Genomic DNA, 12,773 nt, shown 5'->3' on the forward strand with positions numbered 1-12,773 from the left:
GCCCGCAGAGGCGCCGTCCCGTGTGCCCACCCGTCCCGCCCTGCGGGACGATTGCCCACACGGGGGGGGGTGGGCGGGGGGCACCGCCCCGCCGGGCGCGGGCCCACACGGCGAGCGGGCGCGGCCTACGCCCCCTGGTCCGCGAAGCCCCTCGCCAGGACGGTCGGGCCGGGGTCCACCCCAGCGCACGGGCCCGGGTGTCCCGCGCGCCCCGGGCCCAGCCCGCCCAGGTCGGTGAGCCGGTGCACCACCGCGTCCGGCGCGATGCCGGCCACCGCCCGGCGCACCGCCTCCGCGTCGAGCGCGTCCACGGGACGCGGCCCGCGCCGGGAGATGCCCACGACCTCGTGGCCGGCCGCCTCCGGGCGGGGTACGAGCTGACGACCGACGGCACCCGTGGCGCCCGCGACCAGTACACGCATGGGCTTCGGCCCAGAAGATCGTCATCTCCCGGAAACACGCCGGTGTGAAGCTCGGCCCATGACCGCACGTATCGAGGAGAACCGCTCCCACCCCCGCCTCCCCGCCCTGCTCACCGCCTACCACCTCGTGAACCAGGCCGAGAAGGGCGCCGCCGTCGCGACCGCCGCCGAGCTTCCGGCCGGGTACCGCGCGGAGGCCGAGGACCCGGCCGCCGCGTTCGCCGCCGACACCGTCCTGCTCGCCACTCCGCCCGGCGCCGACGAGCCGGTCGGCTGCGTGGTCCTCAAGGCTCCCCGGGAGGGCCGCGCGCCCGAGGTCAAGCGGCTCTGGGTGGCGCCCGAGGCCCGTGGGAAGGGGATCGCGAAGGCGCTCATGGCCGAGGCCCTGCGCCGGGCGGCGGCTGACGGCGCCCCCGCCGTGCGCCTCACGGTCTGGAACTGGCGGGAGGAGCCGCTCGCCCTCTACCGGAGCCTCGGCTTCGGGCCCGTCGCCTCCTGGGACGACCGTCCCGGCCTCCTCTGCCTGGAGCGGCGGCTCGATCTCATCGAGCGGCTGGACCCCGACGCCGTACGGGCCCATGCTCCGGCCGGGCTCGCCGCGCTCCTCGTCGACGCGGTCGACGGCGGGGCGTCCGTGGGCTTCCTGGCGCCCCTGGACGCCGCCGAGGCGGCCTCCTGGTGGGCCGGGGTCGCCGAGGAGGCTGCGAGGGGGGTACGGGACGTCTGGGCGGCCCGCGCCCCCGACGGGCGGCTGACGGGCGTCGTCACCCTCGTCCGTGCCGGGGCGCCCAACGGCCGGCACCGCGGCGAGATCGCCCGGCTCCTCGTCCACAGCTCGGCCCGCGGCCGGGGCCTCGGGCAGCGCCTCCTCGCCACGGCCGAGGCGCACGCCGCCGCCACGGGCCTCGGGCTGCTGGTCCTGGACACCCAGACCGGCAGCCCGGCCGAGCGCCTCTACCGGGGCGCGGGCTGGACCGTCGCCGGGACGATCCCGGACTTCGCCGCAGACCCGACCGGCAGCCTCCGCCCCACCACGCTCTACTACAAGCGCCTCTAGGGGTGCCCCGGGCACGCGAAAGGGCCCCGGGAGGCGGATCGCCTCCCGGGGCCCTTCGTACGCTGTTCCGCTGTCCGCTACGGCAGCTGTGCCGCCCGCGCCTCCCGGCTCTCACGCCGGTTGTCGCGGAAGGTGTTCACCCGACGGGCCGTCGCGAAGAGGGGGATCACGGCGCCCATCACGACCTGCAGCGCGCAGCCGGTCTGGAGCAGGAGCTGCCCGCCCGGCGCGTCGAACGCCCAGGCCGCCAGCATGCCCATCGCGCCCACGATCCAGCTGAGCATCGCGACCGCGAGGACGCCCCGCGGCTTGGGGTACTCGACCCGGCTCACCATCAGCCAGGCGACACCGATGATCGCGAGCAGCGTCGGGATGAACGGCAGCTCCAGGAGCACGATCGAGACCACCGTCAGCGCGCCGAAGGGGCTCGGCATGCCCTGGAACATGCCGTCCTTCATGGTCACGCAGGAGAATCTCGCGAGCCTCAGCACCACGGCGAGCAGCACCACGATCGCGGCCACCGCCGAGACCTTCTGCTGCGCGCCGTCCGCGACCATTCCGTACACGAGCACGAAGTAGGCCGGGGCCAGACCGAAGCTGATCAGGTCCGACAGGTTGTCGAGCTCGGCACCCATCGGCGAGCTGCGGAGCTTGCGCGCCACGATGCCGTCGAAGAGGTCGAAGATCGCCGCGGCCAGCATCAGGATCACGGCGGTGGCGGCGCTGTTGCGCGCCATGCCGGTCTCGCTGCTGCCGGTGAGGTCCGGGATGAGGATGCCGGTGGTGGTGAAGTACACCGCCATGAAGCCACACGTGGCGTTACCGAGCGTGAGGGCGTCCGCTATGGACAGCCTCAGCGACAGCGGCATCTCCTCGGTGTCCTCGGCCGCCTCCGCCTCGGCGTCGGCGACCCAGTCGGCGGCCCGTGTGTCGGGATCAATCACGGTCAATGCGAGTCACCCCCGCGGTGGTGACCTGGCCGACCTCGACCGCGACCTCGACGCCCTCGGGGAGGTAGATGTCGACGCGCGAGCCGAATCGGATCAGACCGATGCGGTCGCCCTGCTCGACCTTCGTCCCCTGCGGGAGGTACGGCACGATCCGTCGGGCGACGGCGCCCGCGATCTGCACCATCTCGATGTCACCGAGCTCAGTGTCGAAGTGCCAGACAACGCGCTCGTTGTTCTCGCTCTCCTTGTTGAACGCCGGGACGAACCCGCCGGGGACGTGCTCCACGGACGTCACCGTGCCGGCCAGCGGCGCGCGGTTGACGTGGACGTTCAGCGGGCTCATGAAGATGGCGACCCGGGTCCGCCCGTCCTTCCACGGCATGATGCTCTGCACCACACCGTCGGCGGGGGAGATGACCCGGCCCTGAGCGATCTCGCGCTCGGGGTCGCGGAAGAACCAGAGCATGCCGGCCGCGAGAGCGGTGGTCGGCACGGCGATGGCCGCGGCGCGCCTCGACTTGCGGGAGCGCGCGAGGCTGAGCGCCGCGGTGGCCACGGTCGGCAGAAGCCACGGCGATGCTCCGCGTGCGATGCGTACGCCCTTGAGGCTGTCGCGATGTGCAGAGGTTCGACTGTCGGGCATGGATGACCTTCGTAGCGGATGATGCCGCACTGGCAACGGGGGACGGCGGCTTTCCGGCGATGCTATCGGTTGCGGGGCGCAACTGGGCAAGCCAGGAACCGAGTCGACGGCCGGAAGACGAACACAGGGTGTGATCTTCTTCGCGGCCGTACCGACTCAAAAGCGACAATCAGCCCTGGAATCGGTACTCCTCCAGGAGCCGACGACCAATGATCATTTTCTGGATCTCGGCGGTACCTTCGCCGATGAGCAGCATCGGAGCCTCCCGGTAGAGACGCTCGATCTCGTACTCCTTCGAGAAGCCGTATCCGCCGTGAATGCGGAAGGCGTCCTCGACGACCTCCTTGCAGTACTCGGAGGCGAGGTACTTCGCCATCCCTGCTTCGAGGTCGTTTCGTTCCCCGGAGTCCTTTTTGCGTGCTGCGTTCACCATCATGGCATGGGCGGCCTCGACCTTGGTAGCCATTTCGGCCAGCTTGAACTGGATCGCCTGGTGCTGGGCGATCGCCTTGCCGAAAGTGTGACGCTGCTGGGCATACGAGACGCCCAGTTCGAAAGCACGCTGCGCGACGCCGCAACCACGGGCAGCCACGTTCACGCGGCCGACCTCGACGCCGTCCATCATTTGGTAAAACCCTCGGCCGGTGACCCCGCCGAGCACACGATTGGCCGGAATGCGCAGTCCGTCCATGATGAGTTCGGTCGTGTCGACGCCCTTGTAACCCATCTTGTCGATCTTGCCGGGGATCGTGAGGCCGGGTCGGACCTCTCCGAAGCCGGGCTCCTTCTCGACGAGGAAGGTCGTCATCGACTTGTGGGGGGCCGTGCCCTCCGGGTGTCCTTCGTCACTTCGGACGAGGACGGCCACCAGCGTTGACGTGCCGCCGTTCGTCAGCCACATCTTCTGGCCGTTGAGGACGTACTCGTCGCCGTCCCTGACCGCCTTCGAGGTGATCGCCGACACGTCCGAGCCGAGGCCCGGCTCCGACATCGAGAAGGCGCCGCGCGTCTCGCCGGCCGCCATCCGCGGAAGGAAGTACTCCTTCTGCTCCTGGGTGCCGTGCTGCTTGAGCATGTACGCCACGATGAAGTGGGTGTTGATGATGCCGGAGACCGACATCCAGCCGCGGGCGATCTCCTCCACGCACAGCGCGTAGGTGAGCAGCGACTCTCCCAGGCCCCCGTACTCCTCGGGGATCATCAGGCCGAAGACGCCGAGCTCCTTGAGCCCGTCCACGATCTGCTGCGGGTACTCGTCGCGGTGCTCCAGCTCCGTCGCGACCGGGATGATCTCCTTGTCGACGAAGTCCCGGACGGTGGCGAGGATCTCCTGCTGGACATCGGTCAGACCGTGGGTCTGGGCGAGTCGCGCCATGACTACTTCTCCGACTTCTTGGAGGGCTCGATGAGCTCGGGGCGGCCGGGCTGCTCGCCGCCGCGCTCCTTGATGTACGTCTCGGTGGGGACCATCACCTTGCGGCGGAAGACGCACACGAGGGTGCCGTCCTGCTTGTAGCCCTTGGTCTCGACGTAGACGATGCCGCGGTCGTTCTTCGACTTCGACGGGGTCTTGTCGAGGACCGTGGTCTCGCCGTAGATCGTGTCGCCGTGGAAGGTCGGCGCCACGTGCCGCAGCGACTCGATCTCCAGGTTGGCGATGGCCTTGCCGGAGACGTCCGGCACGGACATGCCGAGCAGCAGCGAGTAGATGTAGTTGCCGACGACGACGTTCTTGCCGAAATCCGTCGTGTTCTCGGCGTAGTTCACATCCATGTGCAGCGGATGGTGGTTCATCGTCAGCAGACAGAAGAGGTGGTCGTCGTATTCGGTGACCGTCTTTCCGGGCCAGTGCTTGTAGACGGCACCGACTTCGAACTCTTCGTACGTGCGGCCGAACTGCATCGGGATCAGGCCTCCGGGATCTCGAACTTGCTGGTGCGCTGCATGCCGGCGGCGCGGCCCTTGCCGGAGATGACCAGGGCCATCTTGCGGGAGGCCTCGTCGATCATCTCGTCGCCGAGCATCGCGGAGCCCTTCTTCCCGCCGGCCTCGGACGTGTAGTAGTCGTACGCGTCGAGGATCAGCTCGGCGTGGTCGTAGTCCTCCTGCGAGGGCGAGAAGATCTCGTTCGCGGCGGCGACCTGGTCCGGGTGCAGCACCCACTTGCCGTCGAAGCCCAGGGCGGCGGCGCGCTGCGCGACCGCCTTGTAGCCCTCCTGGTTGCGGATCTGCAGGTAGGGGCCGTCGATCGCCTGGAGGTTGTTGGCGCGGGCCGCCATCAGGATGCTCATCAGGATGTGGTGGTACGCGTCCGCCGGGTAGCCGGGCGGCTGCTCGCCGACGACGAGGGACTTCATGTTGATGGAGGCCATGAAGTCGGCCGGGCCGAAGATGATCGTCTCGACGCGCTGGGAGGCCTGCGCGATCGCGTTGACGTTGGTCAGGCCCTGCGCGTTCTCGATCTGCGCCTCGATGCCGATCTTGCCGACCTCGAAGCCCATGGTCTTCTCGATCTGCGTGAGCAGCAGGTCGAGGGCGACGATCTGCTGGGCGTCCTGGACCTTCGGCAGCATGATGCAGTCGAGGTTCTGGCCGGCGCCCTCGACGACCGTGACGACGTCGCGGTAGGTCCAGTGGGTCGTCCAGTCGTTGACGCGGACCACGCGGGTCTTGCCGGTCCAGTCGCCCTCGTTCAGGAACTTCACGATGGTGTGCCGGGCCTCGGGCTTGGCCAGCGGGGCGCACGCGTCCTCCAGGTCGAGGAAGACCTGGTCGGCGGCGAGGCCCTGGGCCTTCTCGAGGAAGCGCGGGTTGGAGCCGGGGACCGCCAGGCAGGAGCGGCGGGGGCGGAGCCGGTTCACAAGGCTGGTCATGCGAGGACCTCCGTACTTTCCAGGGGGCTGAGCTTGTTCGCTTGCCGGATCTCGTCGACGATACGGCCGATGATCTCCGTGATACCGAAGTCCTTCGGTGTGAAGACGGCGGCGACACCCGCGCGCTTCAGTTCTGCGGCGTCGGCGTTCGGGATGATTCCGCCGACGATGACCGGGATGTCCGGCGCGCCCGCCTCGCGGAGACGGTCGAGGACGTCCGGGACCAGTGCGGAGTGCGAGCCGGAGAGGATCGACAGACCCACGCAGTGCACGTCCTCCGCCAGGGCGGCGTCGACGATCTGCTCGGGGGTCAGCCGGATGCCCTGGTAGACCACCTCGAACCCGGCGTCACGCGCGCGTACGGCGATCTGCTCGGCCCCGTTGGAGTGCCCGTCCAGGCCCGGCTTGCCGACGAGCAGCCGCAGCCGCCCGACGTTCATGTCCTCGGCGGTCCGGGCCACCTTCTCGCGGACCAGGGCGAGCGGCGTGCCCGCCTCGGCCGTCACGGCGACCGGGGCGGAGGAGACGCCCGTCGGGGCGCGGAACTCGCCGAACACCTCGCGCAGGGCCCCGGCCCACTCGCCGGTGGTGACCCCGGCGCGGGCGCACTCCAGGGTGGCCTCCATGAGGTTGTCCGTGCCCTTGGCGGCCTCCTTGAGGCGCTCCAGGGCCTTGCAGGGCCGCGGGTGGTTGAACGGCGGCTGGTAGCGGTTGTCGCGCCAGGTCTTCAGCGAGCCGACGACCCGGGCCTCGACCGCCGGGTCGACCGTCATGATCGCGGTGTCCAGATCGGCGGTGAGGGGGTTCTCCTCGGTCGACTGGAAGATGTTCACGCCGACGATCTTCTCGTCGCCGGCCTCGATCCGGGCGCGCCGCTCGGCGTGCGAGGAGACCAGCTGCGACTTGAGGTAGCCGGACTCGACGGCGGCCATCGCGCCGCCCATCTCCTGGATCCGGTCGATCTCGGCCATGCACTCCTCGACGAGGGCGCCCACCTTGGCCTCGATCACGTGCGAGCCGGCGAAGATGTCCTCGTACTCCAGCAGGTCGGACTCGTGGGCGAGCACCTGCTGGATGCGCAGCGACCACTGCTGGTCCCAGGGCCGGGGGAGGCCGAGGGCCTCGTTCCAGGCCGGGAGCTGCACGGCGCGCGCGCGGGCGTCCTTGGAGAGGGTGACGGCCAGCATCTCCAGGACGATCCGCTGGACGTTGTTCTCCGGCTGCGCCTCGGTCAGGCCGAGGGAGTTGACCTGGACGCCGTAGCGGAAGCGCCGCTGCTTGGCGTTCTCGATGCCGTACCGCTCCAGCGTGATCTTGTCCCAGATGCGGCCGAAGGCGCGCATCTTGCACATCTCCTCGATGAAGCGGACGCCCGCGTTCACGAAGAAGGAGATGCGGGCGACCACCTCGCCGAAGCGGTCCTCGGGGACCTGACCGGAGTCACGGACCGAGTCGAGGACCGCGATCGCGGTGGCCATCGCGTACGAGATCTCCTGGACCGGCGTGGCCCCGGCCTCCTGCAGGTGGTAGCTGCAGATGTTGATCGGGTTCCACTTCGGGATGTGGTTGACCGTGTACGCGATCATGTCCGTCGTGAGGCGGAGCGAGGGGCCGGGCGGGAAGACGTGCGTCCCGCGCGACAGGTACTCCTTCACGATGTCGTTCTGCGTGGTGCCCTGGAGCTTGGTGATGTCCGCACCCTGCTCCTCGGCGGCCACCTGGTAGAGCGCCAGCAGCCACATGGCGGTGGCGTTGATGGTCATCGAGGTGTTCATCTGCTCCAGGGGGATGTCCTGGAACAGCCGGCGCATGTCACCGAGGTGCGAGACGGGGACGCCGACCCGGCCGACCTCGCCGCGGGCGAGGATGTGGTCGGGGTCGTACCCGGTCTGCGTCGGCAGGTCGAACGCGACCGAGAGGCCGGTCTGACCCTTGGCGAGGTTGCGCCGGTACAGCTCGTTGGACGCCTCGGCGGTCGAGTGACCGGCGTACGTCCGCATGAGCCACGGCCGGTCCTTCTGGCGCTCAGTCATCTTCGGGACCTCAGATGTTCCGGAAGCGGTTGATGGCGTCGACGTGCTGGGCCCGGAGCTCCGGGTTGCTGACGCCCAGGCCCTCCTGCGGGGCGAGGGCGAGGACGCCGACCTTGCCCTGGTGGAGGTTGCGGTGGACGTCGTACGCGGCCTGGCCGGTCTCCTCCAGGGAGTAGACCTTCGACAGCGTCGGGTGGATCTTGCCCTTGGCGATCAGGCGGTTGGCCTCCCACGCCTCGCGGTAGTTCGCGAAGTGCGAGCCGATGATCCGCTTCAGCGACATCCACAGGTAGCGGTTGTCGTACTGGTGCATGTAGCCCGAGGTCGAGGCGCAGGTGGTGATGGTGCCGCCCTTGCGGGTGACGTACACGGAGGCGCCGAAGGTCTCGCGGCCCGGGTGCTCGAAGACGATGTCGATGTCCTCGCCGCCGGTCAGCTCGCGGATCTTGGAGCCGAACCGCTTCCACTCGCGCGGGTCCTGGGTGTTCTCGTCCTTCCAGAACTTGTAGCCCTCGGCGTTGCGGTCGATGACCGCCTCGGCGCCCATGGACCGGCAGATGTCGGCCTTCTCGGGGGAGGAGACGACACAGATCGGGTTGGCGCCGCCGGCCAGGGCGAACTGCGTGGCGTACGAGCCGAGTCCGCCGCTCGCGCCCCAGATGAGGACGTTGTCGCCCTGCTTCATGCCGGCGCCGTTGCGGGAGACCAGCTGGCGGTAGGCGGTGGAGTTGACGAGGCCGGGCGCCGCCGCCTCCTCCCAGCTGAGGTGGCCGGGCTTCGGCATCAGCTGGTTGGACTTGACGAGGGCGATCTCGGCGAGGCCGCCGAAGTTGGTCTCGAAGCCCCAGATGCGCTGCTCGGGGTCGAGCATCGTGTCGTTGTGGCCGTCCGAGGACTCCAGCTCGACCGAGAGGCAGTGCGCGACGACCTCGTCGCCGGGCTGCCAGGCGTTGACGCCCGGGCCGGTGCGCAGGACGACGCCCGCGAGGTCGGAGCCGATGACGTGGTACGGCAGGTCGTGGCGCTTGGTGAGCTCGGAGAGCCGGCCGTAGCGCTCCAGGAAGCCGAAGGTCGAGACCGGCTCGAAGATCGAGGTCCAGACCGAGTTGTAGTTGACCGAGCTCGCCATGACGGCCACGAGCGCCTCGCCCGGGCCGAGCTCGGGGAGCGCGACGTCGTCGAGGTGGAGCGACTTGCGCGGGTCCTTGTCGCGGCTGGCGACGCCGGCGAACATCTCCGCCTCGTCCTTGTGGACGGTGACGGCCCGGTACGACTCGGGGAGCTTGATGTTCGCGAAGTCGGCGGACGTGGAGTCCGGGGACTGGATCGCGTCCAGGATTTCCTTCACGGGTTGCCTCCGGCGGTGAGCGTCCTGAGGGAGGGACGCCTGAGGGTTACGGCGGTGAGTACTGCTGTGGAGGTGTGCCGTCGGTTCGGCTCGGTGGTGCGGTGGCGGCGCTGTGTGGTGGAGCGCGAGGGTGCCTGTGACGCAGGCGTCCGGGCGCACCAACCGTCGGTTGGTGGGGACAGCCGGCGAGCGAGGTGTGATCTCTGCGCGCCGGCCGCCCGGACAACATCAACGTATGGCACGCCGTGTCACCTGACAAGGCACTGCGTGCCAACAATTTCCCTCAGATGCGATCTGCCCGTCACGGATGAGCGATGATCGATCGAAATGGCCCGTGAGCTGCGGGAACATCGCGGAACGCCGAGAGGGCCGCCCCCGGAATCCGGGGGCGGCCCTCTCGGCGGAGCGGGGCTCAGGCCTTGGTGAGCGCCTGCTGGATGGTTCGCATGACCTCGTCGAGCGGGGCGTCCGTGCGGGCCACGGCGACCACCACGTCGCCCGTCGTGGACGCCGTCGCGGCCGGCGTCTCCGGGGCCGGCTCGGCCGGTGCGGCGGTGGTGCTCCCGGCGGCCGCCGGCCGGGCGCCTATGCCCGAGCCGAAGGTCTCCCGGACGATCGCGAAGGCGTGGTCGAGCTGGGCCTCCACGTCACCCTCGCCCCCCGCCCGCAGCCAGCGGCGCAGCACGTGGTTGTGGGCGGTGACGACCGCCGACGCGGCCACCTCGGCGAGCAGCGGGTCGTCGTTGCCGTCGTGGTGGTCCCGCTCGTCGAAGTGCCCGAGGAGATAGCGGGTGAAGAGCCGCTCGTAGCGGGCCACCGAGGCGATCTCCCGCTCCCGCAGGGTCGGCACCTCGCGGGTGAGCCGGTAGCGCTCCACGGAGACCGCGGGGGACCCCGCGTACATCTTCATGACTTCCTTGATGCCCCGGCACACCGTGTCGAGCGGGTGCTCGTGCGGCGGCGCGGCGTTCAGCACCGCCTCCGCCCGCACCAGCGTGTCGTCGTGGTCGGGGAAGATCGCCTCTTCCTTGGACCGGAAGTGCCGGAAGAACGTCCGCCGCGCGACCCCGGCCGCGGCCGCGATCTCGTCGACGGTGGTCGCCTCGTACCCCTTGGTCGCGAAGAGCTCCATGGCGGCGGTGGCGAGCTCCCGGCGCATCTTGAGCCGCTGCGCGGCGGCACGGGTGCCCGCCGCGCTCTCCGGAGCGTCGGACGGGGACGTGGCACGGGGTGTCTTCGCGGCCTTGGGCATGGTCCGAACGTACTGCATCGGAGGGGGAGTGTGCCCAGGTGGGGGCGGGGAAGCCCCCGGGGCACCGGCGGTGCCCGGGGGACTCAGCAGACCGCCCCAGCCGGCGGTGCGGGGCTCAGCGTCGGGCATATTCGCGGAAGCCGCGACCCGTCTTGCGGCCCAGGCAGCCCGCCGCCACCAGGTGCTCCAGGAGCGGGGCGGGGGCCAGGCCCGGGTCGCGGAACTCGCGGTGCAGCACCTGCTCGATCGCGAGCGAGACGTCCAGGCCGACCACGTCGAGCAGCTCGAACGGGCCCATCGGGTAGCCGCCGCCCAGCTTCATGGCCGCGTCGATGTCGTCCAGGGTGGCGTAGTGCTCCTGGACCATCTTGACCGCGTTGTTCAGGTACGGGAAGAGCAGCGCGTTCACGATGAAGCCGGCGCGGTCGCCGCAGTCCACCGGGTGCTTCCTGATCTTCGTCGTGACCTCGCGGACGGTGGCGTGGACGTCGTCGGCGGTCAGGACCGTACGGACGATCTCCACCAGCTTCATCGCCGGCGCCGGGTTGAAGAAGTGCATCCCGATGACGTCCTGCGGGCGCGAGGTGGCGCGGGCGCAGGCGATGACCGGCAGCGAGGAGGTCGTGGTGGCCAGCACCGCGCCCGGCTTGCAGATCTTGTCGAGCCGCCCGAACAGCTCCTGCTTGACCGCCAGGTCCTCGGCGACCGCCTCGACGGCCAGGTCGACCTCGGCGAAGGCGTCGAGCGAGCCGGCGGGGGTGATCAGGGCGAGCGTCGTGTCGCGCGCCTCGGCCGTCATCCGGCCCTTGTCGACCGAGCGGGCCAGGGACTTGGCGATCCGGGCCTTGGCGGTGTCCGCCTTCTCCTGGGAGCGGGCGGCGAGCACGACCGCGTAACCGGCCTTGGCGAAGACCTCGGCAATGCCGGAGGCCATGGTGCCCGAGCCGGCGACGCCGACCGAGCGGATCTCACGGCCGCCGCCGGCGTCGGCGGAGGCGAGCGGGGTCAGCGCGTCGGGCACGACCTCGCCGGAGCCCGGCGCCGCGTACGTGTAGAAGCCGCGGCCCGCCTTACGACCGGTCAGACCGGCCTCGCTGAGCTGCTTGAGGATCGGGGCAGGGGCGTGCAGCCGGTCGTGCGAGGCGGCGTACATGGCCTCCAGGACCGTACGGGCCGTGTCGACGCCGACCAGGTCGAGCAGCGCCAGCGGGCCCATCGGCAGGCCGCAGCCCAGCTTCATCGCCGCGTCGATGTCCTCGCGGGAGGCGTACTTGGCCTCGTACATGGCGGCGGCCTGGTTCAGGTAGCCGAAGAGCAGCCCGTCCGCGATGAAACCGGCCCGGTCGCCGACCGCCACCGGCTCCTTGCCGAGGTCCTGGGCGAGCCGGGTGACGGCGTCCACGGCCCGCGGGTCGGTCAGCACCGAGGAGACCACCTCGACCAGCTTCATCGCCTGGACCGGGGCGAAGAAGTGCAGGCCGAGGACCCGCTCGGGGTGCGCCGAGTCGGCGGCGAGCCGGGTCACCGAGAGGGCGTTGGTGCCGGTGGCCAGGATCGCGTCCGGGCGGACGATCCCGTCGAGGGCCCGGAAGACCTCCTGCTTCGCCTCGTACGACTCGGGCACGACCTCGATCACGAGGTCGGCCCCGGCGGCCGCCTGGAGGTCGGAGAAGGTACGGAAGCGGGCCAGGACGTCCTGCCGCTCCTCCTCGGTGATCCGCTCGCGGGCCACCGCGCGGGCGGTGGAGGCCTCCAGGGCGGCGACGGCCTGGGCGGCGGCGGTGTCGCTGATGTCGATGCCGATGACCTCGCGGCCGGCCCGGGCGAGGACGTCGGCGATACCCGTGCCCATGGTGCCGAGACCGACGACGGCGATGGTGGAGAGAGGGGTGTCCATCAGGGGACTCCAGAGGAAGAGTGACGACTGAGGGCAGTGCGCGCACGAAAGGGGCGCGGGAAAGAGCGAGGGCGAGGCCCGGAAAAGAGGGCGGTGCCCAGGGAAAAGGTGCGACGGGCTCTGTCCCGGAGCCACGTCGAAACTGCCGAACCTACGAGCGAACACAACGGCTGCGTCACCAGGCCGTCGTGAGAAGTGCGGGGGGTGCCCGCTCACCTGAGACTAACCGGCCGGTAACGAGCGCGCCAGTCCCGGGAAGTTGGGAAAGTGTGATCTGGATCGCGGATAGGGTCGCATT

At 70.2% G+C, this 12,773-nt stretch carries 11 protein-coding genes and 1 pseudogene; 2 read left to right on the forward strand and 10 right to left on the reverse strand.

What is annotated here, in order from left to right:
- Positions 1–125: 125 nt before the first annotated feature.
- Positions 126–422: an NAD-dependent epimerase/dehydratase family protein gene (locus ABZ318_RS04365; RefSeq protein WP_356900985.1), complete on the reverse strand. Its 297-nt coding sequence runs from the start codon at positions 420–422 to the stop codon at positions 126–128.
- A gap of 58 nt (positions 423–480) precedes the next feature.
- Between ABZ318_RS04365 and ABZ318_RS04370 the strand changes: the two are divergent.
- Positions 481–906: pseudogene (locus tag ABZ318_RS04370) on the forward strand (GNAT family N-acetyltransferase); the annotation flags it as partial.
- A gap of 60 nt (positions 907–966) precedes the next feature.
- Entirely contained in the window at positions 967–1,479 is a 513-nt protein-coding gene (locus ABZ318_RS04375) for a GNAT family N-acetyltransferase (protein WP_356901074.1), read from the forward strand.
- Between the two features lie 77 nt (positions 1,480–1,556).
- On the opposite strand, the gene pssA is transcribed toward ABZ318_RS04375, so the two are convergent.
- The 9 genes from pssA to ABZ318_RS04420 all read right to left on the reverse strand — a co-directional run bounded on the left by pssA (position 1,557) and on the right by ABZ318_RS04420 (position 12,475).
- Positions 1,557–2,423: a CDP-diacylglycerol--serine O-phosphatidyltransferase gene (pssA, locus tag ABZ318_RS04380; protein ID WP_356901075.1), complete on the reverse strand. Its 867-nt coding sequence runs from the start codon at positions 2,421–2,423 to the stop codon at positions 1,557–1,559.
- Positions 2,416–3,072, reverse strand: a complete 657-nt coding sequence (locus ABZ318_RS04385; protein WP_356900986.1) for a phosphatidylserine decarboxylase — start codon at positions 3,070–3,072, stop codon at positions 2,416–2,418. Before ABZ318_RS04385 ends, pssA begins: the two co-directional genes overlap by 8 nt.
- Before the next feature lie 169 nt (positions 3,073–3,241).
- Positions 3,242–4,447 carry an acyl-CoA dehydrogenase family protein gene (locus ABZ318_RS04390; RefSeq protein ID WP_356900987.1) on the reverse strand — a complete coding sequence of 402 codons (1,206 nt, stop codon included), beginning with the start codon at positions 4,445–4,447 and terminating at the stop codon, positions 3,242–3,244.
- Between the two features lie 2 nt (positions 4,448–4,449).
- A complete protein-coding gene (locus ABZ318_RS04395; protein ID WP_019890462.1) occupies positions 4,450–4,974 on the reverse strand; it encodes a MaoC family dehydratase in 525 nt (174 codons plus the stop codon).
- A 5-nt stretch (positions 4,975–4,979) separates the two neighbouring features.
- Positions 4,980–5,945 carry a CoA ester lyase gene (locus tag ABZ318_RS04400; RefSeq protein WP_356900988.1) on the reverse strand — a complete coding sequence of 322 codons (966 nt, stop codon included), beginning with the start codon at positions 5,943–5,945 and terminating at the stop codon, positions 4,980–4,982.
- On the reverse strand, positions 5,942–7,978 hold the full coding sequence (locus ABZ318_RS04405; protein WP_356900989.1) for a protein meaA: 2,037 nt from the start codon (positions 7,976–7,978) through the stop codon (positions 5,942–5,944). Before ABZ318_RS04405 ends, ABZ318_RS04400 begins: the two co-directional genes overlap by 4 nt.
- A 10-nt stretch (positions 7,979–7,988) precedes the next feature.
- Positions 7,989–9,326 carry a crotonyl-CoA carboxylase/reductase gene (ccrA, locus tag ABZ318_RS04410; protein WP_356900990.1) on the reverse strand — a complete coding sequence of 446 codons (1,338 nt, stop codon included), beginning with the start codon at positions 9,324–9,326 and terminating at the stop codon, positions 7,989–7,991.
- Positions 9,327–9,738: 412 nt separating this feature from the next.
- Positions 9,739–10,578, reverse strand: coding sequence for a TetR family transcriptional regulator (locus ABZ318_RS04415; protein ID WP_356900991.1), 840 nt, complete (start codon positions 10,576–10,578; stop codon positions 9,739–9,741).
- 115 nt (positions 10,579–10,693) lie between these two features.
- Entirely contained in the window at positions 10,694–12,475 is a 1,782-nt protein-coding gene (locus ABZ318_RS04420) for a 3-hydroxybutyryl-CoA dehydrogenase (RefSeq protein WP_356900992.1), read from the reverse strand.
- Positions 12,476–12,773: the final 298 nt, after the last annotated feature.

It is taken from the genome of Streptomyces sp. NPDC006197, assembly GCF_040613865.1.
Lineage (GTDB): Bacteria > Actinomycetota > Actinomycetes > Streptomycetales > Streptomycetaceae > Streptomyces.